26 protein-coding genes are annotated in these 25,518 nt (G+C 72.4%); 14 read left to right on the top strand and 12 right to left on the bottom strand.

Features of this window, described 5'->3' with window-relative positions; translation table 11 throughout:
- Nucleotides 1-83: 83 nt before the first annotated feature.
- Nucleotides 84-824 (bottom strand): GntR family transcriptional regulator, encoded by a 741-nt coding sequence (locus BMY97_RS08775; protein WP_245787228.1) that lies wholly within the window; start codon nt 822-824, stop codon nt 84-86.
- A 319-nt stretch (nt 825-1,143) separates the two neighbouring features.
- Between BMY97_RS08775 and BMY97_RS08770 the strand changes: the two genes are divergently transcribed.
- Nucleotides 1,144-1,905 carry a DUF2382 domain-containing protein gene (locus BMY97_RS08770; protein ID WP_091615216.1) on the top strand — a complete coding sequence of 254 codons (762 nt, stop codon included), beginning with the start codon at nt 1,144-1,146 and terminating at the stop codon, nt 1,903-1,905.
- Nucleotides 1,906-1,961: 56 nt separating this feature from the next.
- Here the strand turns inward: BMY97_RS08770 and glgC are convergent, their stop codons facing one another.
- The 4 genes from glgC to BMY97_RS08750 form a co-directional block, all read right to left on the bottom strand.
- Nucleotides 1,962-3,179, bottom strand: coding sequence for a glucose-1-phosphate adenylyltransferase (gene glgC, locus BMY97_RS08765; protein ID WP_177231243.1), 1,218 nt, complete (start codon nt 3,177-3,179; stop codon nt 1,962-1,964).
- Complete coding sequence (gene glgA, locus BMY97_RS08760; RefSeq protein WP_091615213.1) at nt 3,176-4,333, bottom strand: glycogen synthase; 1,158 nt, start codon at nt 4,331-4,333, stop codon at nt 3,176-3,178. Before glgA ends, glgC begins: the two co-directional genes overlap by 4 nt.
- Before the next feature lie 87 nt (nt 4,334-4,420).
- Nucleotides 4,421-5,017 carry a hypothetical protein gene (locus BMY97_RS08755; RefSeq protein WP_091615210.1) on the bottom strand — a complete coding sequence of 199 codons (597 nt, stop codon included), beginning with the start codon at nt 5,015-5,017 and terminating at the stop codon, nt 4,421-4,423.
- Between the two features lie 69 nt (nt 5,018-5,086).
- Nucleotides 5,087-5,872 (bottom strand): putative protein N(5)-glutamine methyltransferase, encoded by a 786-nt coding sequence (locus BMY97_RS08750; RefSeq protein ID WP_091615208.1) that lies wholly within the window; start codon nt 5,870-5,872, stop codon nt 5,087-5,089.
- Nucleotides 5,873-5,992: 120 nt separating this feature from the next.
- Between BMY97_RS08750 and BMY97_RS08745 the strand changes: the two genes are divergently transcribed.
- The 3 genes from BMY97_RS08745 to BMY97_RS08735 all read left to right on the top strand — a co-directional run bounded on the left by BMY97_RS08745 (nt 5,993) and on the right by BMY97_RS08735 (nt 9,325).
- Nucleotides 5,993-6,844, top strand: a complete 852-nt coding sequence (locus tag BMY97_RS08745; RefSeq protein WP_091615206.1) for a sigma-70 family RNA polymerase sigma factor — start codon at nt 5,993-5,995, stop codon at nt 6,842-6,844.
- Nucleotides 6,845-6,952: 108 nt separating this feature from the next.
- On the top strand, nt 6,953-7,780 hold the full coding sequence (locus tag BMY97_RS08740) for a PaaX family transcriptional regulator (RefSeq protein ID WP_281246888.1): 828 nt from the start codon (nt 6,953-6,955) through the stop codon (nt 7,778-7,780).
- Nucleotides 7,781-7,921: 141 nt separating this feature from the next.
- Nucleotides 7,922-9,325 carry an SdrD B-like domain-containing protein gene (locus tag BMY97_RS08735; RefSeq protein WP_245787227.1) on the top strand — a complete coding sequence of 468 codons (1,404 nt, stop codon included), beginning with the start codon at nt 7,922-7,924 and terminating at the stop codon, nt 9,323-9,325.
- A gap of 18 nt (nt 9,326-9,343) precedes the next feature.
- On the opposite strand, the gene BMY97_RS08730 is transcribed toward BMY97_RS08735, so the two are convergent.
- The 4 genes from BMY97_RS08730 to BMY97_RS08715 all read right to left on the bottom strand — a co-directional run bounded on the left by BMY97_RS08730 (nt 9,344) and on the right by BMY97_RS08715 (nt 12,486).
- Nucleotides 9,344-9,811, bottom strand: coding sequence for a winged helix-turn-helix transcriptional regulator (locus BMY97_RS08730; RefSeq protein ID WP_091615204.1), 468 nt, complete (start codon nt 9,809-9,811; stop codon nt 9,344-9,346).
- On the bottom strand, nt 9,811-10,773 hold the full coding sequence (locus BMY97_RS08725) for an LLM class F420-dependent oxidoreductase (RefSeq protein WP_091615202.1): 963 nt from the start codon (nt 10,771-10,773) through the stop codon (nt 9,811-9,813). Before BMY97_RS08725 ends, BMY97_RS08730 begins: the two co-directional genes overlap by 1 nt.
- Nucleotides 10,770-11,909 (bottom strand): acyl-CoA dehydrogenase family protein, encoded by a 1,140-nt coding sequence (locus BMY97_RS08720; protein ID WP_177231242.1) that lies wholly within the window; start codon nt 11,907-11,909, stop codon nt 10,770-10,772. Before BMY97_RS08720 ends, BMY97_RS08725 begins: the two co-directional genes overlap by 4 nt.
- Nucleotides 11,910-12,000: 91 nt before the next feature.
- Nucleotides 12,001-12,486 (bottom strand): universal stress protein, encoded by a 486-nt coding sequence (locus BMY97_RS08715; RefSeq protein ID WP_218156725.1) that lies wholly within the window; start codon nt 12,484-12,486, stop codon nt 12,001-12,003.
- 219 nt (nt 12,487-12,705) lie between these two features.
- Between BMY97_RS08715 and BMY97_RS08710 the strand changes: the two genes are divergently transcribed.
- Nucleotides 12,706-14,781 carry an AMP-binding protein gene (locus tag BMY97_RS08710; protein WP_091615195.1) on the top strand — a complete coding sequence of 692 codons (2,076 nt, stop codon included), beginning with the start codon at nt 12,706-12,708 and terminating at the stop codon, nt 14,779-14,781.
- A 15-nt stretch (nt 14,782-14,796) separates the two neighbouring features.
- On the opposite strand, the gene BMY97_RS08705 is transcribed toward BMY97_RS08710, so the two are convergent.
- Nucleotides 14,797-15,432 carry a LysE/ArgO family amino acid transporter gene (locus BMY97_RS08705; RefSeq protein WP_091615191.1) on the bottom strand — a complete coding sequence of 212 codons (636 nt, stop codon included), beginning with the start codon at nt 15,430-15,432 and terminating at the stop codon, nt 14,797-14,799.
- 40 nt (nt 15,433-15,472) lie between these two features.
- Between BMY97_RS08705 and BMY97_RS08700 the strand changes: the two genes are divergently transcribed.
- The 9 genes from BMY97_RS08700 to BMY97_RS08660 all read left to right on the top strand — a co-directional run bounded on the left by BMY97_RS08700 (nt 15,473) and on the right by BMY97_RS08660 (nt 24,669).
- Complete coding sequence (locus tag BMY97_RS08700) at nt 15,473-16,354, top strand: LysR family transcriptional regulator ArgP (protein ID WP_218156724.1); 882 nt, start codon at nt 15,473-15,475, stop codon at nt 16,352-16,354.
- Between the two features lie 69 nt (nt 16,355-16,423).
- Nucleotides 16,424-17,044 (top strand): TMEM175 family protein, encoded by a 621-nt coding sequence (locus tag BMY97_RS08695; RefSeq protein ID WP_091616208.1) that lies wholly within the window; start codon nt 16,424-16,426, stop codon nt 17,042-17,044.
- A gap of 104 nt (nt 17,045-17,148) precedes the next feature.
- Nucleotides 17,149-17,439: a CU044_2847 family protein gene (locus BMY97_RS08690; protein WP_091616205.1), complete on the top strand. Its 291-nt coding sequence runs from the start codon at nt 17,149-17,151 to the stop codon at nt 17,437-17,439.
- Nucleotides 17,440-17,536: 97 nt separating this feature from the next.
- Nucleotides 17,537-17,992: a MarR family winged helix-turn-helix transcriptional regulator gene (locus BMY97_RS08685; RefSeq protein ID WP_091615184.1), complete on the top strand. Its 456-nt coding sequence runs from the start codon at nt 17,537-17,539 to the stop codon at nt 17,990-17,992.
- Between the two features lie 365 nt (nt 17,993-18,357).
- On the top strand, nt 18,358-19,101 hold the full coding sequence (locus BMY97_RS08680) for an ABC transporter ATP-binding protein (protein WP_218156723.1): 744 nt from the start codon (nt 18,358-18,360) through the stop codon (nt 19,099-19,101).
- On the top strand, nt 19,061-19,882 hold the full coding sequence (locus BMY97_RS08675; protein ID WP_091615180.1) for an ABC transporter permease: 822 nt from the start codon (nt 19,061-19,063) through the stop codon (nt 19,880-19,882). The genes BMY97_RS08680 and BMY97_RS08675 overlap by 41 nt, the downstream gene beginning before the upstream one ends.
- A 45-nt stretch (nt 19,883-19,927) precedes the next feature.
- Nucleotides 19,928-22,057, top strand: coding sequence for a transglycosylase domain-containing protein (locus BMY97_RS08670; RefSeq protein ID WP_425425243.1), 2,130 nt, complete (start codon nt 19,928-19,930; stop codon nt 22,055-22,057).
- Nucleotides 22,058-22,276: 219 nt separating this feature from the next.
- Nucleotides 22,277-22,954, top strand: coding sequence for a hypothetical protein (locus tag BMY97_RS08665; protein WP_143086162.1), 678 nt, complete (start codon nt 22,277-22,279; stop codon nt 22,952-22,954).
- A gap of 92 nt (nt 22,955-23,046) precedes the next feature.
- On the top strand, nt 23,047-24,669 hold the full coding sequence (locus BMY97_RS08660; RefSeq protein WP_091615157.1) for an AMP-binding protein: 1,623 nt from the start codon (nt 23,047-23,049) through the stop codon (nt 24,667-24,669).
- Here BMY97_RS08660 and BMY97_RS08655 read toward each other — a convergent pair.
- Both BMY97_RS08655 and BMY97_RS08650 read right to left on the bottom strand, forming a co-directional pair.
- Nucleotides 24,661-25,098 (bottom strand): ATP-binding protein, encoded by a 438-nt coding sequence (locus BMY97_RS08655; protein ID WP_245787226.1) that lies wholly within the window; start codon nt 25,096-25,098, stop codon nt 24,661-24,663. The two genes, BMY97_RS08660 and BMY97_RS08655, sit on opposite strands and share 9 nt — an antisense overlap.
- A 2-nt stretch (nt 25,099-25,100) precedes the next feature.
- Entirely contained in the window at nt 25,101-25,493 is a 393-nt protein-coding gene (locus BMY97_RS08650) for an STAS domain-containing protein (protein ID WP_091615154.1), read from the bottom strand.
- Nucleotides 25,494-25,518: the final 25 nt, after the last annotated feature.

Here is a 25,518-nt window from a genome sequence, read left to right as displayed (position 1 = left end):
CGCACGCAGAGTGAGCCGGTTCGCGCACACGTGGATCGACCCGCCGACGACCAACCCGAAACGTCCCAAAAGGACACGCGCCGTCACGCCGGACCCCGATGCAGCGTCGCACGCAGGGTCAGCCGGTCCGCGCACACGTGGATCGATTCGGCGTCCACCGGGCGGCCGTCGTCGAGGTGGGTCAGGCGTTCCAGGGCGAAGACCGCGGTGCCGGCCGGGATTTCCAGGAGCGTGGCGGTGTCCGGGCCGGCCGTCACGGCGTGCACGACCACGTCGGCCCGGCCCAGGCGGCGGCCGCAGGTCTCTTCGATCAGCGCGAACAGGTCGCGGCCGGCGAGGTCGGCGTCCAGCAGCGGCAGGCCGATGTCGGCCGTGAGGTAGGTCGTGTCCAGCGAGAGCGGCACCCCGGCGAGCCGGCGCAGCCGTTCCAGGTGCACGACCTCCGTGCCGGGGGCCAGGCCCAGCCGCGCCGCGATCGCGGGCGGCGCCGCGGCCACCCCCGCCGAGCGGACCTCGTTGACCACCTCGCCGTACCCCTCGAGCGCCTCCGCCAGCCCGGCGAGCCGGTCGAGCCCGTGCCCGTACTTCGGCCGCACGACAAGCGTCCCGACTCCCCGCCGCCGCTCGACGAGCCCCTCGGCGCGCAGCAGCCCCAGCGCCTCCCGGACCGCGTTGCGCGAAGCCCCGAGCCGCCGCCCGAGCGCGAGCTCGTCCGGCAGCACCCCGTCGAACGCGCCCGAGGTGATCTGGTGCCGGATCACGTCGGCCACCTGCCGGGCCCGCTCGGCCCGCGGCGCCGAGGAAACCCATCCCGTGCTGTCCACAACACCGGACCCTACGGACATCCGGATTACGCCGGTGTTACGCCACCCGTTCTGACCTGCGCAAACCTTCCATCAGGGCGTTCTCGGCGCGGGACGGCGGGTTCCGCCACCCGCGCCCTACCCAATGAGGTGAGCCTCGGTCCCGGCCCGGTACCGGGCGTGGTCCGGTGGAGCGCGCGCGTTACCCCGAAGGGCACCGCCAAACCTCCACTTTCCGGGGTCACCCTCCGGCACACCGGAAAGTTGCCATGATCAGCCAACCGTCCGACGGTGGTGCTCGAAGACCAAGCACCACCGATCGAGAAAGGACGCGAGAGACATGGCCGGCACCATGCACCCCCAGCAGCTGATGGACAGCGCCGTAGTCGATCCCGAGGGCCACAAGATCGGCAAGGTGGGGAACGTTTATCTCGCCGACACGACGCGCGAGCCCGAGTGGATCACGGTCAAGACCGGGCTGTTCGGCAGCAAGGAGAGCTTCGTGCCGCTTTCCGGCGCGAACCTCGACAACGACGGCGTCCACGTGAACGTCGCCAAGGACCAGGTTTCCGAGGCACCGCAGATCGACACCGACGGTCACCTCTCGTCCGGCGAGAGCGCCGAGCTCTACCGGCACTACGGCCTGCCGATGCCGCGCACCGCCCCCGACGCGAGCGGCGGCCGCGCCGACCGGCCGGACCAGGCCGCGAACAGCGGCAAGGACACCCGCGACAACGCGATGATCCGTTCGGAAGAGCGGCTGAACGTCGGCACCGAGCAGGTCGAGACCGGGCACGTCCACCTCCGCAAGTACGTGGTCACCGAGGAGCAGCAGGTCACGGTCCCGGTCAGCCACGAGGAGGTCCGCATCGAGCGCGAGCCGATCACCGACGGCCGCGCCCGGCCCGGGACGAAGCTCGGCGAAGAGGATCAGGACCTCACCCTGCACGCCGAAAAAGCGGTGGTGCACAAGGAAACCGTGCCGGTCGAGCGGGTCCGCATGAGCACCGAGACGGTCACCGAGGACCAGACCGTCACCGGCGAGGTGCGCAAGGAGCAGTTCGACATCCAGGACGACAGCGGGAAGAAGCACCGCAAGTAGCGGAGTGGGGGCCGTGCCCGGTCAGGCACGGCCCCGCCGCGGCGGCCGGAGAGCGGTTACAGCGCGCGTTCTCCCTTGCCCAGCACGACGATCCCGCCGGGGCTCACGTGGTAGTGCTCGCGGTCGCGGGTCAGGTCGACGCCGATGTGGGCACCGGGCGGGACGACGGTGTTCTTGTCCAGGATCGCGCGGCGGACCACGGCGCCGCGGCCCACGCGGACGCCGTCGAGCAGCACCGAGCCCTGCACCACGGCGCCGTTCTCCACCAGCACGTCCGGGGAGAGCACCGAGTCGACCACCTGGGCGCCGGAGATGATGCAGCCGTTGCTGACGATCGACTGGTTGGCCGTGCCGCCCTCGACGAACTTCGCCGCGGCCCGCTGGCCCGGATGCGCCAGGATCGGCCATTTCCGGTTGTACAGGTTGAAGATCGGGTACGTCGAGATCAGGTCCGTGTGCGCGTCGTAGTAGCTGTCGATGGTCCCGACGTCGCGCCAGTAGCCGTGGTCGCGCTCGGTCTCGCCGGGGACCTCGTTGCCGTTGAAGTCGTAGACGGCCGCCTCGCCCTTCGCGACGAGCGCCGGGATGATGTCGCGGCCCATGTCGTGCTTCGAGCCGACGTTCTTCGAGTCCTCCTTCAGCGCGTCGATCATCACCTGCGTGGTGAACACGTAGTTGCCCATCGACACGTACGACTCGTCGGGCGAGCCCGGCAGGCCCGGCGGGTCTTCCGGCTTCTCCAGGAACGCGTCGATCCTCGTGCCGTCCTCGGTGTGGATCACGCCGAACGCGCTCGCCTCGGCCCGCGGCACCCGGATGCCGGCCACGGTGACGCCCGCGCCCGAGGCGATGTGCGCGTCCATCATCTGCCGCGGGTCCATCCGGTAGATGTTGTCGGCGCCGAACACCGCGATGTAGGCGGGCTGCTCGTCGTAGACCAGGTTCAGGCTCTGGTGGATGGCGTCGGCGCTGCCCTGGAACCAGCGCGGGCCCAGGCGCTGCTGCGCGGGCACCGGAGTCACGTACTCCCCGGTCAGCGACGAGAGCCGCCAGGTCGTGCTGATGTGCCGGTCGAGCGAGTGCGATTTGTACTGGGTGAGCACGCAGATCCGCCGGATGCCGCCGTGCACCAGGCTGGAGAGCACGAAGTCGATCAGCCGGTGCACCCCGCCGAAGGGCACCGCGGGCTTGGCGCGGTCGGCGGTCAGCGGCATCAGCCGCTTGCCCTCGCCGCCCGCCAGGACGATGCCCAGCACGTCGGATCCGTCGATCACGAAACCCTCCCGCACGCCTCGTAGATCGCGACCGTCCGAGCGGCGATCGCGGCCCAGCCGAACTCTCCCACGGCCCTCGCCCGCCCGGCCAGGCCCATCCCGGTGGCGCGGGCGGGATCGGCGACGAGTGCGTTGACGCGCCGGGCGAGGTCCGCCTCGAACGCCGCGGGGTCCGCCTCGTCGTAGTGCACGAGCAGGCCGGTGACCCCGTCTTCGACGACCTCGGGGATGCCGCCGACGTCGCTGGCCACCACGGCCGTGCCGCAGGCCATGGCCTCGAGGTTCACGATGCCGAGCGGCTCGTACACCGAGGGGCAGACGAACACCGTCGCGTGCGTGAGCAGCTGGACGACCTCCGCGCGCGGCAGCATCTCCGGGATCCAGTGCACGCCGGTGCGTTCGCGCTGCAGGTCCGCGACCAGGCCGCGGAACTCGGCGTCCAGCTCGGGGGTGTCGGCGCCGCCGGCGCACAGCACCAGCTGCACGTCCTCGGCGAGGTCGAACCCGGCGCGCACCAGGTGCGGCACGCCCTTCTGCCGGGTGATCCGGCCGACGAACAACGCGTACGGCCGGTCCGGGTCGATGCCGTGCTTGAGCAGCACGTCCCGGTCCGGGTCGGGCTGGTAGAGCGTGGTGTCGATGCCGTTGTGCACCACGTGGACCCGCCCCGGGTCCACCGCCGGGTATGCCCGGAGCACGTCCTCGCGCATGCCGCCGCTGACGGCGATGATCGCGTCCGCGGCCTCGTAGGCGTCGCGCTCGATCCAGGACGACACGCGGTAGCCGCCACCGAGCTGCTCGGCCTTCCACGGCCGCAACGGCTCCAGCGAGTGCGCGGTGATCACGTGCGGGATGCCGTGGGTGAGCTTCGCGAGGTGGCCGCCGAGGTTGGCGTACCAGGTGTGGCTGTGCGCGAGGTCGTGGCCCCGCAGCGCTTCGGCCATGGACACGGCGATGTCGATCGTCGCGAACGCGGGCTGGCTGTACTCGTGCGGGTCCCGGTGCCCGTACGCGCCGTCGGGACGGTCCGGGCCCCAGCAGTGGACGTCGAGATCGACCAGCGACCGCAGCTCCCGGGCGAGGAACTCGACGTGCACCCCCGCTCCCCCGTAGACGTCCGGTGGGTACTCCCGGGTGAGCAGGCCGACCAACATGACCCGACCCTAAACGGCGCGGCGCCGTGAGTGCAGTGCGAGGACCGGACGAATCCGTGTCGTGATCGACAACGCCACGAATGCCGGTCAGCGCAGCCCGTGCCGCCGGAGCTCCCAGCCCGCGAGGCGGTGGATCACGGCGGGGTCGTGCTCGCGCCAGCCGGCGGTCAGCTCGCCCGCTTTCGCCACTCGCGGCAGCGGGCGCGTGACGAGGGCGCGCAGGGCGAGCAGGTCGAGACCGTCTTCGCCCTGACGGCGCAGGCGGGCGGCCGCGGTGGCGCCACGGGTGAACCGCCAGCGCAGCGGCAGCCACGAGACCAGCAGGAACACCACGGGCAAGGCCACCACGAACGCCGCCATCCACCACGCGAGGTCGGTGACGGCGTCGATCTGCCAGTGCCCGGCGTCGGCGAGCTTGGTGCCGGCGGCGGAGCCGGTGTGCAGCGCCCCGGCCAGCGCGTCGCCGATCAGCGGGATGCCGCCGGCCTTTCCCGCGGCCGAGTCGAACGTGCCGCGCAGGCCCGAGCCCGCGTCGACGAGGCCGTCGCCGGGCGCGCGCATCCGCATCACCTCGGTGTGCACCTGCACGGCGAGCCACACCGCGGCGGTGGTGAGGCCGAGGGCGAAGAGATCGGCGAGGAGCTGGGCGGCGCGGCGGGCCGGGCGGTCGGCGTAAACCTTCATCGAGGTCCCTTCTCTCGCGACCCCGGCGACATACCCGCGGGCCCGCCCGGCCAACCACCGTCCGAGGGATTACTCCTTGTGCAGCAACGGTTCTACGGCCGATCGCTGCCCGACGACCACGGTGGCCCCCAGCTCCGCCGATTCCTCGACGCGCGCGCGCAGGCCGGCGCGTTCGACGTCGGCCATCGCGCGGGCCGCCTGGCCCTCGCTCGTCTCGAACAGCACGTGGCCGCCGGGCGCGAGCCAGCCCGGGGCCTCGGTGACCACGCGGCGCAGGACGTCGAGCCCGTCGGCCCCGCCGTCGAGGGCGACCAGCGGCTCGTGCTCGCGCGCCTCGGGCGGGAGCAGGGCGATCTCGCCGGTGGGCACGTACGGGACGTTGGAGATCAGCACGTCGACGCGTCCGCGCAGCTCGCTCGGCAACGGCGCGTAGAGGTCGCCCTGGTAGACGCGGCCGACGACGTTGCGACGAGCGCACCGGACCGCCGCGGGCTCGAGGTCGGTGGCGTGCAGCTCGACCGGCACGGCCGCGGCGACCACGGCGCCGAGCGCCCCGGACCCGCAGCACAGGTCGACGACCACGGCGCCGGCGTGCGCGAACCCGGTGGCCAGCCGCGCGAGCAGCTCGGTGCGGTGCCGCGGCACGAACACCCCCGGCTCCACCACGAACCGCCGGCCGGCGAACTCCGCCCAGCCGAGCACGTGCTCCAGCGGCAGGCCGCCGACCCGGCGCCTGACCATGGCGTCCAGCTCGCCGGGGGTGGCGGCAGCCTCGACGAGCAGCCGCGCCTCTTCTTCGGCGAACACACACCCGGCGGCGCGCAACCGTAGGACAACGGACTCGGGATCCGGCAAGGGAACGCCTCTCGATGACCAGGGAGTAACGCGCTCACCGTCGCACGGGCGCGCATCTGAGTCACAATCGCGGTCCTGCGCGCGTCAGAGTGGGGAGAGCACCCGGAGCGGAGGAGCACAGTGGACGAGCGGGACCTGGCGGCGCAGCAGTTCGAGACCCACCGCGCCCACCTCAGGGCGGTGGCCTACCGGATGCTGGGCTCGCTGGCCGAGGCGGACGACGCCGTGCAGGAGGCCTGGCTGCGGTTCAGCCGCGCCGGCACCGAGGACGTCGGGAACCTCGGCGGCTGGCTGACCACGGTGGTCAGCCGGGTGTGCCTCGACGTGCTGCGCTCGCGGGCGTCGCGGCGCGAGGAGCCGGCCGGGGACGAGCTGCCGGACCAGGCTGGCGGCACCGATCCCGGGGACGAGGCCGTGCTGGCCGATTCGGTCGGGCTCGCGCTGCTCGTCGTGCTCGACACCCTGTCCCCGGCCGAGCGGCTGGCGTTCGTGCTGCACGACATCTTCGCGCTGCCGTTCGAGGAGATCGCGCCGATCGTGGACCGCGCCCCGGCCGCCGCGCGTCAGCTCGCGAGCCGCGCGCGGCGCCGGGTCCGGGGCGGCACCACCGCTTCGGAAGCCGGCCTCGCCCGACGGCGCCGGGTCGTCGACGCTTTCCTCGCCGCCGCGCGCGAAGGGGACTTCACCGCACTCGTCGCCGTGCTCGACCCCGACGTCGTGCTGCGCGTGGACGGCGACGACGCCACTGTCGTCCGCGGCGCCGAGCAGGTGGCGAACGGCGCGCGGCGGTTCTCCGAACGCGCCCGCTTCGCGCGCCCGGCCCTCGTCGACGGCAAGCCCGGCATCATCGTCGCCCCGCTGGGCCGGCTGACCTCGACGATGGCGTTCACCGTCGACGGCGACCGGATCACCGGCATCGAGATCGTCACCGAGCCCGAGCGGCTGGCCGGGCTGGAGGTGGCGGTCTTCTGAGGCGCGGCGGCCGGCACCCCGGCCGGGCCGGAGCGGTAACCTGACCGGACGCCCGTCCCCGTCTCCTCGGAAGGCGGTGATCCGCTCGTGGCGGCTACCCGGCCCACCGTGACCCGCCGGCGCGAGCTGGCGCACACCAGCGCCCGGTCGCTGCTGATGACGGTGCTCGGCGAGTACGTGCTGCCCCGGCCCGACGCGGTCTGGACCTCCACGCTGGTCGACGTGCTCGCCCTGTTCAAGGTCGAGGAGAAGTCGGCGCGGCAGGCGCTGGCCCGGGCTTCGGGCGAGGGCTGGCTGCAGTCGGAGCGGGCCGGACGGCGCGTGCGCTGGTCGCTGACCCCGCCGGGACGGCGGCTGCTGACCGAAGGCGCCGAGCGGATCTACAGCTTCGGCCGCGGCCGCGGGGAATGGGACCGCCGGTGGCTCGTGCTGCTGGTCTCGGTGCCGGAGACGCAGCGGGATCTGCGCCACCGCATGCGCACGCGGCTGAGCTGGGCCGGTTTCGGCTCGCCCGCGCCGGGCGTGTGGATCAGCCCGGACACCTCCGCGCAGGCCGAGGCCGCGCGGCTGGTCGGGGACCTCACCGACAGCGGCCAGGCGATGTCGTTCGTCGCCGGCTACGCGGACATCGGCGACGAGCACCAGATGGCGGCGCGCGCCTGGGACCTCAGCGAACTGGACCGCCACTACGAGCGGTTCATCGACGAGTTCACCGGCCTGGCGCCCCGCTCGGGCGAAGCCGTGCTGCTCGCCCAGACCCACCTGGTCCACGAATGGCGCCGCTTCCCGTTCCTCGACCCCGGCCTGCCGCCCGACCTGCTGCCCGAACGCTGGAGCGGCGCCCAGGCGGCCGACCTGTTCCACCGCCGTTACGCCGAATGGCGAACCGAAGCCCAGTCACACTGGGACACGATCGTCGCCCGCGAAGCCGGCTGAGCACTGCTCCGACCGGATTACCCACTGGCGCGAAAATGCGGCTGTGGCGTACTTTCTCCGTTGATCGCAGCTCTCGAGCCGGCCCGGCAAGCGTGCGTCGGGGGACGCCCACGGACGGCCTTTTCCCAGGGGGAAACACCCTTGTCCCACAGACCCCTGCGCGGGCTCACCCGGCTCCTGTCCGGGCTGACCGCCGCGCTGACCCTCGGTGCCCTCCTCACGCCGGCCGCTTCGGCCGACCCGCCCCCACCACAGCTGGAAGTGAGCGCGTCCACCGACAGCGGCGCGCACCTGGTCGGGAAACCGTTCCCGCTCACCGTTTCCCTGCACAGCCTGGCGGAGTACCCGCTCACCGGGCTCCACGTCTCGCTCGACCAGATCGGCGGGTCCTGGCTGAACGTCAAGGACTGGGCCGGGCTGGACCCGAGCGGGCCGGGCGTGACCCTCGACCCCGGCGCGACCGCCGCCGTCACGCTCACCGCCGAGGTGGACTGGTGGACCGGGCCGCCGCAGGTGCGGGTCAGCACCTGGCTGGCGCCCTCCGACCAGCTTCCGGCCGAGGTGACCGTGCCGTTCATCGATCCGACCACGACCACCGGATCCGCCGACGGCGTCGTGTACGGCGACCGCAACGGCAACCACGCCTTCGACCCCGGTGAGGGCCTGGCCGGCGCGACGGTGCAGGTCTACAGCCCCCAGTCGAGGTTCCCGGTCACCACCGGTGCCGACGGCACGTTCACCTTCACCGGGCCCGCGCAGCGCTACGCCGTCAGCGCCGATGCGCTGCCCGGTGGCTGGATCGCCGAAGGCGGGCAGGGGCCGGCCTTCGACGTCGGCGGTGACCAGCCCTCGTCCGGGGTGCTACTCCGCGCCGTGCGGCCGTTTTCGGACAAGTTGCAGGCGACGGCTTCACTGGACCGCACCACCTACGCGGCGGGTGACAGCGCGCAGCTGACCGTGACGCTGACCAACACCAGCGCCGAAACGCTGACCGACGTCTCGGGCTGGTGCGACCGGGTCGGCGACGACCCCGACAGCCTCGTCGGCTGGAAGTCCTGGTCCGACCTCGTGTACCCGGCTTCGCTGACGTTCGCGCCCGGTGAGACGCGGACCTTCACCGAAACCGGCACGGTCCCACCGGCCGCGAGCCAGTACGGCGGCTTCGGCGTGGCGTGCGACTTCGGCCCCGCGATGGCCGGCCCGGAGGGCTACCCGGCGATCGAGCTCTGGGCCAAGGTGCCGGGCACCGCGGCCGGGACCAGCGGCCGGATCTACCACGACGACAACCACAACTCCACCCAGGACGCGGGTGAAGCGATCACCAGCACCGCGGTGAGCCTCGTCGACCACACCGACGGCCAGGTGGTCGCGACCGGGCAGACCGACGCCGACGGGCACGTCGCCTTCAGCGCGGTACCCGCCGGGCGCTACGACCTCCGTGTCTCGGACGGCTGGGTCCCGGTCGGCGGCCACGGCGGCCAGGTTCAGGCCGGCACCTGCCAGAGCTGTGGCTGGGAGTGGTCCCTGATCTACGCCCACGCCTGAGCCCGCACCGGCCCCGGGTTACCCGCCGCGGTAGCCCGGGCCCGGCTCCGGGGTCACGTTCGCCGTGGTGACCTCCTCGGCGCAGTGGCGGCAGGCGAGGTACGGCGAAACCGGTTCACCGCAAGGGTGGTGACGCAGGATCAGCGGCGGGCCGTCCGGGGGCGGGAGGTGGTCGTCGCCCCAGTGCATGAGGACGACCAGGGCCGGGAAGATCGCCTTGCCGGCCGTGGTGAGGCGGTATTCGAAGCGGTCCGGGTCCGTCGCGTAGACCACGCGGTCCAGGACTTCCAGCTCCACCAGGCTTTTCAGGCGCGCGGACAGGGTCGGGCGCGGGATGCCGAGGTTCCGCGCGAACTGCGCGTACCGCCGCACGCCGAAGAACGCCTCGCGCAGGATCAGCAGGGTCCAGCGCTCCCCCAGCGCCTCCAGCGACCGGCCGACGGATTCCGCGGTGAACCGGTGGCGCAGCTCGTGTTCCGCGGCCATCACGGCGCCAGCTCGCGCAGCAGTGCCCGGCCGGCCGGGTCTTCCGCCGTGGCCGGGACCAGGCCGACGTGGTCCGCGCCCGCCGCGTGGTACTCGGCGATCCGCCCGCGAACCTGCGAAACGTCACCGATCGCGCCGACGGCCGCGGCCAGCTCCGGCGGGACGGCGGCCGCCAGCTCGGCGCGCGACGCACCGGACCGCGCCGAAGCCACGAGCGAGCCGTAACCCAGTGACGCGAACATTTCGCCGTAGCCCGGCGGGCTCAGGTAGACGCTGAGCTGCGCGGCCAGCTGCCGTCGCGTGGCCGCGCCGGGGTCGAGCGCCACCGGGATCCACACCGCCAGCCGCGGCGGCGTCCGCCCGGCGGCAGCGGCGTGCGCGTCCACCGCCTTCCGCGCCGCCGCGACCCGCGCGGGCGGCACCAGGTTGAGCACGACCTCGTCCGCCACCTCCGCGGCCACCCGCGTCATCGCCGGGCCGAACGCCGCCACCGTGATCGGCAGCTCCGGCACCGGCTGCCGCAGGCGGAAACCGTCACTGCGGATATGTTCCCCGGCAAGGGAAAGCCGTTGTCCATTCAGGACAGCACGCAGCGCCCCGACCGTCTCGCGCATCCGGCCCGCGGCGTGCTCCCACGGCCGGTCGTGCCAGCGGCCGACGATCGCCGGGCTCGAGCCGCCGAGCGCGAGCCCCACCGGCGGACGCGTCAGCCCGGCCACCGACGAGACGCCGAGCGCCAGCGAAACCGGCGTGCGGACACCGATCGGCAACGGGCCGACCCGCACGCCGAGCCGTTCCGTGCGCAGCCCGACGGCCGTCGCCAGCGCGAACGCGTCGAACGTCGCCATCTCGCCGATCCACAGCTCGCCGAAGCCGTTGCGGTCGGCCGCCACGGCGATCTCGACCGCCTCGGCATCCGGCCGGTCGAGCCAGAACGGCGTCACCACGCCGATTCCGCTCACAGCTGCGCCGTCTCCGCCGGGAGGCCGAGCAGGACCCGGCCGGCCAGCTCGTAGGTGGCGGGGTTGACCTGGAAGTGCGCGGTGGCCGTGTGCGCGTCGCGGAACCGGCGCTGCAGCGGCGAAGTCTCGTAGATCGCCGACCCGCCGCCGAGGTCGTACATCGTCCGCGCGACCTCCGCCGACGTCCGGACGGCATGCGTGCAAGCCAGCCGTAACGCGAGCCGCAGCTCCTCGGCGACCACAATGGACCCCGAAGCGACGGCCTGCCAGGCGTCGTCGATGGCGCGGTAGTAGAACTCGCGGGCCGCGCGCAGCGAAGCCTCGGCCTCGGCGACGGCGCCCTGCGTGGCCGAGCGCTCGGCGAGCGTGCGACGCGAACCGCTCGGGTTCTTCACCCCGGCCAGCTCGACGAGGTCCGCGACCGCGCCGCGCGCGTTGCCGAGCGCGGCCGCGGCGATCGACGCGGCGAAGAAGCCGAAGAGCGGGAACCGATGCAGCGTGCCGGCGTTCGCGGGTGGTCCGTCCACAACGGACAGCAGGCGGTGCGCGGGCACGAAGACCCCGTCCGCGCTGACGTCGTGGCTGCCGGTGCCGCGCAGGCCCGAGGTGTGCCAGGTGTCGTGCACGGTCAGCTCGGCGGCCGGGATCGCGGCGACGACCAGCCGGCCGTCCTGGCCCTCGGGCCGGACGCAGCCGAGGAAGGCCCAGTCCGCGTGCGGCACCCCGCTGCAGAACGACCAGCGCCCGGAGACCGTGACCCCGCCGTCGGCCGGGACCGCCTTCCCGCGCGGGGCCCAGACGCCGGCGGCGACCGAAGCCGGGTCGCCGAAGACCTCGTGGCCGCCGTCGGCGGGCAGGTACGCGCCGAGCAGGCTGCTGGTGGCCGCGATGGAGACGCACCAGCCGGCCGACGCGTCGGCCTCGGCCACCTTCTCCGCGGCCCGCAGCACCGCCGCCGCGGACGGCTCGGCTCCCCCGAGCGCCGCGGGCAGCCCGGCGCGGAACAGGCCCGAGGCCCGGGCCGCCTCGACCACGGCGGGGGCCAGCGCCCGCCGTTGCTCGGTCTCCACGGCGTGATCCGCGGCCACCGCCCCCAGCTTCGCCGCCTCGCCCAGCAACTCGTCCTGTGGATCCACCCGACGGCCTCCAACCGGTGCAATATTCTTACCGGTTCATTATTCTTACCGCTCGCCGGGCAGCTGTCAACGCCGCCGAAGTGCCGGACAGTCAGGGGACGACGACCACGGGCCAGTGCGCGGCGCGGACCAGCCGGTTGGCCACCGAGCCGACCAGCCGGTGACCGGCCAGCTCGGACGCGCCCACCACGACCAGGTCCGCGCTCTCGTCGATCGCCGCCTGCTGCAGTTCGGGGAAGGCCTCGCCGCGCCGGACCATGAAGGTGACCGGCACGCCCAGCTCGTCGGCCCGGTTGTGCAGCTCCGAGCGCAGCTCCTCGATCTCTTCTTCGAAGGTCTGCTGCTGCATGTCGGCCACGGCGGCCGCGGCCAGCCCGGCCCACATCGACGGCGCCGCGACGTACACGATCACCAGCCGCGCCTTCTGACGGCGGGCCAGGCCGCCGGCGTAGGACGCCGCGCGCAGGCCCGTCTGGGACATGTCCACCCCGACCAGGATGACCCGCGGGCCGTCGGTTCCCCGCTCGTACGGCCCGGGCTCCCAGCGGGGGCCGTACTCCTCGACCAATTGCTCCACCCGGACATTATGGGACCCGGCGGCGAGCCCGCCCGACAGCACACTCTCCCCAGGCCCGCAGCGTGGTTGTGACCTGCTGCCAGAAAATTCCCACCCAGCGGATCCGGGGTCGTTCGGAGTACCAGAGCTGCCCCATTTGCTGATAGCGTGCGCCGGACCTGAACGCGTGTCCGGTGGGAACCGGGGAGCAGAACGCGCACGGCGACTGAGGCGGATCGCATGCGAGACGATGTAGTCGAGGCGAGCGCGATGGCCGGGCACCCGCCCGACCAGGTGTGGCAGATCATCGGGTCGCCCGAGCTGTACCCGAGATTCGTGCCGGCGATCAGCTGGTGCGAGGTGACCGAGGCCGCCGCGCGCGGCCGGGGCCCGCGGTGCCTGATCCGGCTGGCCCCGGACCGCGAGACGCTGGTGGAAGGCACCATCCACGCGGTGGTCTACCGGCCGAACGAGCACGTGGTCTGGTGCGGGCTGCCCGACGAGCGCAACTGGGTCTCCTTCGAGCTGCACGCGATCGAAGGCGGCCGCACCGAGATCGTGCTGCGCCTGATGCTCCCCTCGCTGCCGCCGGAGCGCCGCGACTTCTTCTCCCGGTCCGCGGTCAAGGGCCTGCTCAAGGAGCTCACGCGGCGGATCGACCAGCAGCTCGCGGGCGAGGCCGCCGACCCGCCCCCGCAGGACCGGGCGACCGCGCTGCGCACGGCGAACGTCCTGGTCCGCGCCGGCGTGATCGCCGCGGGACGGCCGGACAAGGTCATCCGGCAGCTGAACTCGCTCTCGCAGTGGGGCGCCACCGTCGCCGGCGGCTACCTGGCCGCCACCGCGCGCGGCGCCGACGAGATCGCGGTGCACGACGAGCGCAACACCCGCACCTTCCGCGAGATCGACGAGCGCAGCAACCGGCTGGCCAACGCGCTCGCCAAGCTCGGCGTCCAGGCCGGCCAGCGGGTGGCGCTGATGTGCCGCAACCACGCGGCGATGATCGAGGCCTTCGTCGGCTGCAGCAAGCTCGGCACCGACGTCATCCTGCTCAACACCGGCCTGTCCCCCAGCGCCGTGGAGGACGTGCTGGCCGATCACCGCCCCGCCGCGGTGCTCGCCGACGACGAGTTCGCGCGGACGATCTCCGACGTGCGCGGCGACTTCCCGCGCGTCAGCACCTGGGACGACGCGGAGCAGGGCTACCGCACCGTCGACGAGCTGATCCACGACACGCCGTCGAACCGGCCGAAGCCGAGCGAACGGCCCGGCCAGATCGTCGTGCTCACCTCGGGCACCACCGGGGCGCCGAAGGGCGCGCGCCGCCCCACGCCCAAGGGCCTCGGCACCGCCGCGACGATCCTGGCCCGGATCCCGTTGCGCGCCAGGGACAAGATCGCCGTCGCGGCGCCGATGTTCCACAGCTGGGGCCTCGCCGCGATGCAGGTCGGCATGGCCCTGCGCGCGGAGCTTTCGCTGATCCGCCGGTTCGACGCGGAGCAGACGCTGCGGATGATCGCCGAGCACCGGTGCGACGCGCTGTTCGCCGTGCCGATCATGCTGCAGCGCATCCAGGACCTGCCCGAGCGCGTGCGCAGCCGGTACGACCTGTCCTCGCTGCGGATCGTGGCCAGCAGCGGCTCGGCGATGTCGGGCACGTTCGTGACCACGTTCATGGACACCTTCGGCGACATCCTCTACAACTTCTACGGCTCCACCGAGGTCTCCTGGGCGAGCATCGCCGACCCGGCCGACCTGCGCGCCGCGCCGACCACCGCGGGCCGCTGCCCGCCGGGCACCCGGATCGCCGTGCTGGACGAGGACCGCAAGCTCGTGCCGCCCGGCGACGAGGGCCAGATCTTCGTCGGCAACGACATGCTGTTCGACGGCTACACCAACGGTTCCAGCGTGCCGCGCGCGCAGGACCTGATGGCCACCGGCGACATCGGCTACACCGACGCCGGCGGGCGGCTGTTCATCACCGGCCGCGCCGACGAGATGATCGTGTCCGGTGGCGAGAACGTCTTCCCGCGGCCGGTCGAGGAGGCGCTCGTCGCGCTGCCGGGGGTCTCCGACGCCGCGGTGGTGGGCGTGCCCGACGACGAGTACGGCCAGCGGCTCGCCGCGTACGTGGTGCTTCGCGAGGGCGCGCGGATGCACGCCGAGGACGTGCAGCACTACATCCACCAGAAGCTCGCGCGCTTCGCCGTCCCGCGGGACGTGTTCTTCGTGACCGAGCTGCCACGCAACGCGACGGGCAAGATCCTCAAGCGGCTGCTGAACGACGACATGTGGCCGGTTTCGCCCCAAACCTGAACGACGCAGACCTGATCACAGCTGTCCCGCGAGCATCGTGACGCCGAGCGCGGTCATGGTGACGGCGATCAGCGCGTCCAGCACCCGCCACGCGGCCGGGCGCGCGAACACCCCCGCGAGCCGGCGCGCGCCGAAGCCCAGTGCGCAGAACCAGAACGCGCTCGCGAGCACGGCGCCGACGCCGAACAGCCAGCGGCCGTCGCCGTGCCCCGCGGCCACCGAGCCGAGCAGCAGGACGGTGTCCAGGTACACGTGCGGGTTCAGCCAGGTCAGCGCGAGACAGGTGAACACGGTGCGGCGCAAGGACTTCACCTCGGCCGCGCCGGTGGTCAGCGCGCCCGGCCGGACCGCGCGGCGCGCGGCGAGGAAGCCGTAAGCCATCAGGAACAGGCCGCCGGCCACGCCGATCACGCCGACGGCGGCCGGCCAGCGGCCCAGCGCGGCGCCGATCCCCCCGACCCCCGCGGCGATCAGCACCGCGTCCGACAGCGCGCAGACCAGCACGACCGGCACCACGGCCGCCCCGCGCAGGCCTTGCTGGAGCACAAAGGTGTTCTGCGCGCCGATGGCGACGATCAGGGACAGGCTGGTGCCGAAGCCGGCGGCGAGTACGGGAAGCACAGTGGTGAAGGTAAGCGCGCTGCTCGTCATGAGACCAGCTAAAGATTCTAACGTAGCATTAGCTCTCGTGATGTCAGATCTGCCGCTCGACCAGGTCCGGACGCTGCTCGCCGTCGTCGACGAGGGGTCCTTCGACGCGGCCGCCGCGGCGCTGCACGTGACGCCGTCGGCGGTGAGCCAGCGGGTGAAGGCACTGGAGCAGCGCACGGGGCGGGTGCTGGTCCAGCGGTCGAAACCGGTGCGCCTCACCGAATCCGGGGCGGTGCTGGTGCGGTTCGCCCGCCAGCTCACGCGGCTGGAAGCCGACACGCGGGCGGAGCTGGGCCTGGCGGAGGCGGGCGTGCCGACGACGCTGCCGATCGCCGTCAACGCCGATTCGCTGGCCACCTGGTTCCTGCCGGCGCTCGCCGACCTGCCCGCCGAGCTGCGGGTGTGCTTCGACCTGCGCAGCGACGACCAGGACCACACTGCCGCGCTGTTGCGGGAGGGGCTGGTGATGGCGGCGGTGACGTCCGCTCCCCACCCGGTGCAGGGCTGCACGGCGACGCGGCTGGGCCGGATGCGGTACCGCGCCGTGGCCTCGCCGGAGTTCGCCGAACGCTGGCTCGGCGACGGCCCGCGCGCGCTCGCCGACGCGCCCGCCGTGCTGTTCGACCGCAAGGACGACCTGCAGGACCGTTTCCTGCGCGGCCTCACCCGCCGTCGCGCCCCCGGCGGAGCGCGCCACTACGTGCCCGCCTCGGAGTCGTTCGCCGAGGCGGTGGCCGCGGGGCTCGGCTGGGGCATGGTGCCCGAGGCCCAGCTGGCCCGCCGCGGCCCGCTGGTGGACCTGGCGCCGGACCGGCCGGTGGACGTGCCGCTGTACTGGCAGCAGTGGAAGCTGGACTCGCCCGCGCTGGCCGCGGTCGCCGCCGCCGTCACCCGCGCGGCGGCCCGGGCGCTGGCCCGCTGAGCGGGGCGTCCTCAGTGGACACTCCACCCCCGCCGACGGGCCGGCGGCCGGGGATGGTTGGATCGCGCGGTGCAGAAGACGAGGTCACCCGAACGGCTGGTGTTCTTCACCGACGCCGTCGCCGCCATCGCCCTGACCCTGCTGGTGCTGCCGCTTTCGGAGCTGGTGCCGGAGCTGGCCGCCGAAAAAGCCGACGCGATCCAGGTCTTCACGGACAACCAGTGGAAGGTCTACACCTTCCTGCTGAGCTTCGCCGTCATCGCGCGCCTGTGGTACGCCCACCACCAGATCTTCGAGCACGTCGAGGCCTACAACGCGGCCCTGGTGTACCTGAACTTCGGCTGGATCCTCACGATCGCCGTGCTGCCCTTCCCGACGCAGATCGTGGGCGCCTTCCAGACCAGCCGGTTCGCCGTGCTGTTCTACATCGGCACCGTGCTGGTGAACAGCCTGTGCTACACCGCGATGGTCCTGGTCATCCGCCGCTCCCCCGAAGTCCACGGCGACGCCGACCCCATCGACGACCAGGGGATGGCCAACTCCATGCTGACCAGCGGGGCGTTCCTCGTGGCCTTCATCGTGGGCGCGATCTGGCCCCACCTCGGCTACTGGGCCCTGCTGCTGGTCGCGGCCTCCCAGTGGATCGCCCGCTGGATCAAGCCGCGCCCGGCGCCGGCAAACGGGTCCTAGCGGCCCGGTTCCGCGACCGGCCGGGCACTTTCGGCAATAGGTTGGCCGATGCGGGTGACCGAAGGCCGACTGCATCTGGAAGATCCGAGGACACCGTCGTGGAAATGCCGCTCGAAGACGGCAGCACTGTGCTGGTCGAGGACCAGCAGCGGCTGCAGCGGGCCGGCTCGGTGGTGCGGGACTCCGCCGAGACGCTGGAGGAGGCGTTGCGGCGGGTGAAACTGGCCGTCGCCACGGTGCTGCACCAGGTCCGGGACCTGGTCGGCGCGCCGGGCACGGTGAAAATCGAGCTCGGCGTGAAGCTCACCGCCGAGCCCGGCGGGGTCGTCGCGAAAGCGGCCACGGAGGCCAACTTGAAGCTGTCGCTGGAATGGTCCGCGGCCTCACCCGCCTGACCGCGCTCGCCGCTGCCACCGGACATCCGGGAACCGAACGGACCGAGCGGACATTAAGCGTTGCTGATAGCTCTGACTCAGAGCTACATTCGCGGCCATGACCGGACGCGCAAACCCCGTGCTCGCCGAACGGCTGATGCTGGCCGTGCAGGGGGTCCGGCGGGTGGTGCGGCGCCGGGTGCGCGCGGAGCTGTCCGTGCCGCACCTGCCCGGCTCGCAGGTCGAGCTGCTGCGGGTGGTGGACGAGCAGCCCGGCATCGGCGTCGCCGCCGCGGCGCGGAAGCTGAGCCTGGCCGGCAATTCGGTGAGCACCCTGGTGAACCTGCTCGTGGAAGCCGGCCTGCTGCGCCGTGAGGTCGATCCCGCCGACCGCCGCGCGGCCCGCCTCGAGATTACCGAAGCCGCCCGCGAACGCATGACCAGCTGGCGCCGCGCGCGCACCGGCCTGGTGTCCGCCGCACTCACCCGGCTGTCCGAAGAGGACACCACAGCCATCGCCGCCGCCCTGCCCGCACTGGAAAAGCTGATGGAAATCCTGAAGGAGGACGGATGAGCGACACCGGCGCCGGGCCGGAAACACCACAGACCACGTCAACCGACGGCGCCATCCCAGTCCGGCCTGAGGCAGGCTCGCAGCGGGCCACCGGCAGCCCGGTTCAGCCGGACACCAGCACACCGCAAGCCGCAGCAACCAACACCGGCCCACGGCCGGGCACAGACGCGCGCCAGACGACGGCGACCGACACCGCCAACTCAACCCGACCGGGCACAGACGCACCGCGGCCCACCGACAGCGACACCAGCAACCCAACCCCGCCGGACTCCAGCGCGCCGCAGGCCACCAGCGGCGACACCGGCGACCGTCCGCCCGCTGTGCGGTGCGTCGGGCTGGAGCACTCGTTCGGCCCTGTCAAGGCAGTGGACGGCGTCGATCTCGAGATCGTGTGCGGGGAGGTGTTCGGGTTGCTCGGGCCGAACGGTGCGGGCAAGACCACCACGATCCGGATGATCACCACGCTGCTGCCCATCCCGGCCGGCGAGGTCCGCGTCTTCGGGCTCGACGTGGCGCGTCGCAAGATGGCCGTCCGGAGGCTGATCGGGTACGTGCCGCAGCAGCTGTCCGCGGACGGCGCGCTGACCGGGCGGGAGAACGTTTCGCTGTTCGCCCGGCTCTTCGACGTTCCCCGCGCCGAGCGGGCGGAGCAGGTGCGCCACGCGATCGGGCTGGTCGGGCTGCTCGACGACGCGGACCGCCCGGCCGGCGGCTACTCCGGCGGCATGATCCGCCGGCTGGAGCTGGCGCAGGCGCTGGTCAGCTCGCCGCGGCTGCTGATCCTCGACGAGCCGACGATCGGGCTCGACCCGGTGGCGCGCTCGGCGGTGTGGGAGCGGATCTCGGAGATCCGCGCCGAGACCGGCATGACCGTGCTCGTCACCACGCATTACATGGACGAGGCCGAGCAGTACTGCGACCGCGTCGCCCTGATGCACGCCGGGCGCATCCGCGCGCTCGGCACCCCCGCCGAGCTCGAGGCGGGCCTCGGGCCGGACTCCACTTTGGACGATGTATTCCGGTCCGTGACCGGCGACGCGCTCGCCGGCGAAGCAGGAGGGATGCGCGATGTCCGTGCCACTCGCCGCACCGCCCGCCGTCTCGGCTGACCCCGGCCCGCTCGCGCAGCTGCGGATCCTGGCCTCGCGCGTCGGCGCGATGTGCCTGATCGAGCTGCAGAAGCTGCGCCGCGACCAGACGGAGCTGCTCACCCGCGCGATCCAGCCCGCGCTGTGGCTGCTGATCTTCGGCGAGACCTTCACCCGGTTGCGCGCGATCCCGACCGGCTCGATCCCCTACCTCGACTACCTCGCGCCCGGCATCCTGGCGCAGTCGGCGTTGTTCATCGCGATCTTCTACGGCATCCAGATCATCTGGGAGCGCGACGCCGGGGTGCTGGCCAAGCTGCTGGTCACGCCGACGCCGCGGGCCGCGCTGGTCGCCGGCAAGGCGTTCGCCGCCGGGGTGCGCGCGCTCGTGCAGGCGCTGATGGTGCTGATCCTGTCCGCGATCCTCGGCGTCGGGCTGACCGCGAACCCGCTGCGGCTGCTGGCCATGGCCGTGGTCGTGGTGCTCGGCTCGGCGTTCTTCTGCTGCCTGTCCATCGTCATCGCGGGTGTGGTGCTTTCCCGGGAACGGCTGATGGGCATCGGGCAGGCCATCACCATGCCGTTGTTCTTCGGCTCCAACGCCCTCTATCCGGTGAACCTGATGCCCGGCTGGCTCAAGGTGCTCAGCCACGCCAACCCGCTGAGCTATCAGGTGGATGCCCTGCGCGGGTTGCTTATCGGCACGCCGGCCAACCTGGGACTGGACTTCGGCGTCCTAGCAGGTGCCTCCGCGATTGCGATCGGCGTAGCGTCGGCTCTGCTGGGAAGGTTGGCCCGATGAAAGAAACGTCTCACCCCACGCCCTGCTCACCCGGGCAGTCCTAACGTGGCGTCCGTGGCTCGCAGCAGGGGGATAGCCCCGTTTCTCGGATTGTGTGTGCTGGCCGGGATCCTGGTCGCCGGCACCATGGCGCCGGTCGCGATCGGCGCCGGTGTGCTGTCCAATCAGGTCAGTGATTCGGTCGACACCATTTCGGCCGATCTCGCGCACGCGGATCCGCCTTTGGTGACAACGGTGACGGATCGGAATGGCGGCGCGATCGCGACTTTGTACTCGCAATACCGCGTTCCGGTCACCGCGGCACAGATCGCCACCACGATGAAGGCCGCGATCGTCGACATCGAAGACCGCCGCTTCTACACCGAGGGCGGCGTCGACCCGCAGGGCATGCTGCGCGCAGCGGTCAACAACAGCTCGGGCGGCAACGTGCAGGGCGCGTCGACGATCACCCAGCAGTACGTGAAGAACTACCTGATCAACGTGGTGGACCGCGGGAACAAGAACGCGCAGGCCCAGGACCGCGAGGACTCGCTGGCGCGCAAGCTGCGCGAGGCGAAGATGGCCGTGCAGGTGAGCCAGACCGTGTCGAAGGACGACGTGCTCGCCGATTACCTGAACGTGGTCGAGTTCAGCGGCACCGTCTACGGCATCGGCGCCGCCGCGCAAGCGTATTTCGGGACCACAGCGGACAAATTGACCGTGCCGCAGGCCGCGCTGCTCGCCGGGATGGTGAACAACCCGAGCGTCTACAACCCGTACAGCCATCCGGACCAGGCGCTCAAACGCCGCAACGTGGTCATCGACTCCATGGTGACCGCCCACTCGCTGCCCGCCGCGTACGCCGCCACGGCGAAGGCGACCCCGCTGGGCGTGGTCGGCACCCACCCGCAGACGCCGCCGAGCACCTGCATGGGCGCGGCGCCGGACGCCGGGTTCTTCTGCACGTACGCGGTGAACTACCTGGAGAAGGCCGGCCTCACCGCCGACCAGATCGACACCGGCGGCTACGTCGTCAAGACCACCATGGACCCGCACGTGAGCCAGGTGACCAAGGACGCGGTCGACGGGAACGTGCCGACCACGCAGGACGGTGTCGCCAACACCTTCGCCGTGATCCAGCCGGGCAGCAGCCAGCACCAGGTGCTCGCGATGGTGGCGAACCGCAACTACGGCACGGACCCGGCGCAGGGCGAGACGTCCACCGACATCGTGGCCGACGCGAGCAACAAGTTCGGCGCGGGCTCCTCGTTCAAGATCTTCACCACCGCCGCCGCGATGGTGGCCGGCAAGGCCGGGCTGAACACCCCGCTGCCCAACCCGATGAGCAACTGCTTCACCCCGCCGAACGCGAACCAGTACACCCACTGCTACCCGGTGAGCAACGACGGCACCAGCTACCCGGACCCGATCACGGTGGCGAACGGCCTGGCGACCTCGCCGAACGTCGCGTTCGTGGGCCTCGAGAGCCAGGTCGGCATGCCCGCGGTGCTGGACATGGCGCGGAAGCTGGGCCTGCGCAACACCCTGGCGACCAACGACGCGGGCAACCCGCCGATCACCGACCCCGGCAACGCGCTGTCGAAGAACCCGCAGTACAACCAGCCGCAGTCGACGTACTTCCAGAACCTGCTGTCGTTCACGCTCGGCAACAGCCCGGTCAGCCCGCTGGAGATGGCGAACGTGTCGGCCACGCTGATGAGCGGCGGCACCTGGTGCGCGCCGAACCCGATCCTGTCGGTGACCGACCGGGACGGGAAGCCGGTGCCGGTCCAGCAGCCGGCCTGTGAGCAGGTGATCCCGCAGGGCGTCGCGGCCACGCTGGAGTCCGGGCTCAGCCAGGACACCACCATCGGCACCTCGGCCAGCGCGGCCCGCAACGCCGGCTGGACCCGGCCCGACATCGGCAAGACCGGGACCACGCAGCAGAGCGAGTCGGTCGCCTTCGTCGGCGGCGTGGACAACTTCGCGGTGTCCTCGATGGTGTTCGCCGACGGCCCGCACCCGGCGGAGATCTGCCCGGGCACCCCGGTGCACCTGGGCAACTGCGGGCACGGCGCGTTCGGTGGCACGGTCGCCGCGCCGCCGTACTTCAGCTCCATGAGCACCCTGCTGGCCGGCCAGCCCGACATCCCGATCCCGCCGCCGGACCCGGCCTACCTCGACGCCCGCTCCTGAACCCGGCGCCACTCCCTCGCCACGCGGCGACGGGAGTGGCGCCGAGGTCTCGCTGGGATCCCGTTCGGCTTGCGCTTGGTTGACGAGGTTTCTCCCCTCGTGTGACCATCCGGTACTCGATGGCCGATTTCTGGGGAGTGAGGCCATGCACAAGTTCCTGGCGCGCCGGAGAAGACCGCCTGCCGAACCGTCATCCGCGGAGATCGCCGCCGTGCGCAAGTGGCTGGCCTGGCATACCTGAGGCCGGAGTGGCTACCGGGCGTGCGCGGCCAGGAGATGCCCCCGAGCTTCCCCCTGTACTTCTTCTTCGCCGCCCTCCAGATCGGGCAGTGGCGGGCCCGGCAAGTGCGTCTGCGCAACCTCGTCGCACTGGTGCCCGATCGCGTCACCGAGGTCACCCGGCCGACGGGGCTGGTCGACGGCTGGTTCGTCGCAGCGGTGGCCGGTACCTTCCTCGGCGGGGCTGCGCTGGCACTGTCGATGTTCGTCGCCGGGGCGCGGACGTATGCGTGGAGCTGGCTCGGACTGCTCGCGCTGGGCGCGATCTGCACCGGGGTGGTGCTGTGCAGCACTCTGCGCGAGCCGGTGATCGCCGAAGACGACGGTTCCCTCGCCGCGGACGAACTGCTGCGCCGCCAGGCGATCGCAACCACCATACCCGCGATCTACTCGGTGCCGGCGGCCTTCGACCTCGTCGGCGAAGGCCGCCCGCCACATGCCTTCACCGGGCCGATCCTCGGCTACGTGGCGCTGTGCCTCGCGCTCCAAACCGGGGTGGCGATCGCGCAGCGGCACCGGAAACTGCCACCAGGTCATTACGGCACAACGGATTCCGGCACCGGGGAAACCACCCCGGACACCTCCGACAACGTGTGGAGGCCCGCCGACGGCGGCTGAGGCGGCCCGGCCGTTGTCGCGTCTTCCTGACGATCGTAAACTGTATTACAGTGGCGTTCTGGTGCCGGACTGCACCGGAAGCGAGGTTTACCGTGCCGCTCTCGCCCAGTGCCCACGTGGACACCTTCTGCCGGGACCACCTGCCGCCCGCCGGGTCGTGGCCGGAGCTGGTCTTCGACCTTCCCGAGCTGGCCTACCCGGCCCGGCTCAACGCCGCGACCCGGCTGCTCGACGGTGCCGTCGAGCGCTGGGGCGCCGAGCGCCGCGCCGTGGTGTCCGCGGACACCACGTGGACGTACGGCGAGTTGCTGGCCCGCGCGAACCAGGTGGCCGGGACGCTGGCCGGGCTGGGCGTGGTGCCCGGCAACCGCGTGCTGCTGCGCGGGCCGAACACCCCCTGGCTGGCCGCGTGCTGGCTGGGCGTGCTGAAGGCGGGCGCGGTCGCCGTCGCGACCATGCCGATGCTGCGCGCGCACGAGCTGACGAAGATCATCGACGCCTCCTCGCCGACACTCGCACTGTCCGACCACCGCTATACCGAGGAACTGCAAGCGTTCGACCTGCCCGTGCTCGCGTACGGCGGAGACTCGCCCGAGGACCTCGCCACCCGCTGTGCTGGGCAGCCGACGACGTTCGACGACGTGGCGACGGCCGCCGACGACGTCGCGATCCTGGCGTTCACCTCGGGCACGACCGGTCGCCCGAAGGCGACCATGCACTTCCACCGCGACCTGCTCGCCATCGCGGACACCTTCTCGCGGCACGTGGTGAAGCCGGAGCCGGACGACCTGTTCACCGGCACGCCGCCGCTGGCGTTCACCTTCGGGCTCGGCGGCCTGCTGGTGTTCCCGCTGCACGCGGGCGCGGCCACGCTGCTGGTCGAGCGGGCCACTCCCCTGGAACTGGCCGAGCTGGCGGCCGCGCACGGCGTCACGGTGCTGTTCACCGCGCCCACCGCGTACCGCGCGATCCTCGCCTCGGACCGGCGGCCGCTGCTGCGGGGCCTGCGACGCGCGGTTTCGGCGGGCGAGGCCCTGCCGGCCGCGGTGGCCGCCGACTTCCACGAAGCGACCGGGCACTGGCTGATCGACGGCATCGGCAGCACCGAAATGCTGCACGTGTTCATCTCCGCCGCCGACGGCGACGCGCGCCCGGGCTCCACCGGCCGCGTCGTGCCGGGCTACCGCGCCCGCATCGTCGACGAGGACGGCCACCCGGTCCCGGACGGCACCGCGGGCCGGCTCGCCGTGGTGGGCCCCACCGGCTGCCGCTACCTCGCCGACGACCGCCAGTCCGTGTTCGTGCAGGACGGCTGGAACCTGACCGGCGACACCTACGTCCGCGACGAGGACGGCTACTTCCACTACCGCGCCCGCAGCGACGACATGATCGTCTCCTCGGGCTACAACATCGCCGGCCCCGAAGTCGAGGAGGTGCTGCTGCGCCATCCGGACGTCCTGGAGTGCGCGGTGGTCGCCGCCCCGGACGAGGCCCGCGGCTCGGTGGTGGCCGCCTACGTGGTCCTGCGCGACGGCGTCCCGCCCTCCCCCGTCAAGGCCGCGGAACTGCAGGACTTCGCGAAATCCCTTGCGGCGCCGTACAAGTACCCCCGGCGGCTGGAGTTCGTCGAGGCGCTGCCCCGGAATCCGAGCGGCAAGGTGCAGCGCTTCCTGCTGCGCCGCCGCGCGGCCGGGGTGCCCAGCCCCTCAGTGTGAAGACGGGACCGGCAGGTTCCAGCCCAGGGTCACCACGGTGCCGTCCGCGCCGGGGGTGATCTCCGCGGCGTCCGCGCTCGCGCGCAGGAGCATCAGGCCGCGGCCCCGCAGCGACACCCGGGCCGAGTCGGCGACCGGCGCGCGCCACTGGCCGTGGTCGGTGATCACGACCTCGACGCGGCCGTCGTGCAGAGCGGCTTCGAGGTCCACCAGGCCGCCGTGGTTGTTCTGGTACGCGTGGTCCGCGACGTTCGCCAGCGCCTCGTAGCCGGCCAAAGCGATGTCCTGGGCCAGATCCGGCTCGATGCCGGCCGCCAGCGCCCACTCCTTGAGGCGGTGGCGCAGGGTGCGCAGGGCGCGGGGCTCGGCCGGGACGCCGTCGCAGCGCAAAGGCGCGACCGGCAAGGCGCCCTCCTCGGTCACCGCCACGCTCACTCCCCCGTTCCCGGGGCCGGGGCCAGCGCCTCGTCGACCGAGGGGAACAGGCCGATCCAGGTGTCCAGGCCGGTGCTGGTGAACGGCCTCGACGTGACGGCCGAGGTGGTGACCGCCCGCAGGCCGCGCTCGCCGAGCCGCCGGTGGGCGCCCGCGAGCACCTGCAGGCCGGCCGAGCTGAGGAACGAGACCGCGCCCAGGTCGACCACCAGCACGGCCGGGCCCTGGTCCACGACGCCGGCGACGACCTCGTCGAACTCCGGCGCGGTCACCAGGTCGATCTCGCCCGACACCGCCACCACCGCCGCGTCGCCGCGCCAGCGCACGGTGACCTGCAGGTCGCCGCTGTCCTGGCGCGCGGCGGGAACATCCCGGGAAGAAGACGTCACGAATGCCTATCGTGCAGCAACAACC

This window comes from Amycolatopsis saalfeldensis (assembly GCF_900110575.1).
GTDB classification, from domain to species: Bacteria; Actinomycetota; Actinomycetes; order Mycobacteriales; family Pseudonocardiaceae; genus Amycolatopsis; species Amycolatopsis saalfeldensis.
Note: the sequence above shows the minus strand (reverse complement) of the source record. Positions and strands in the feature narration are given on the sequence as shown.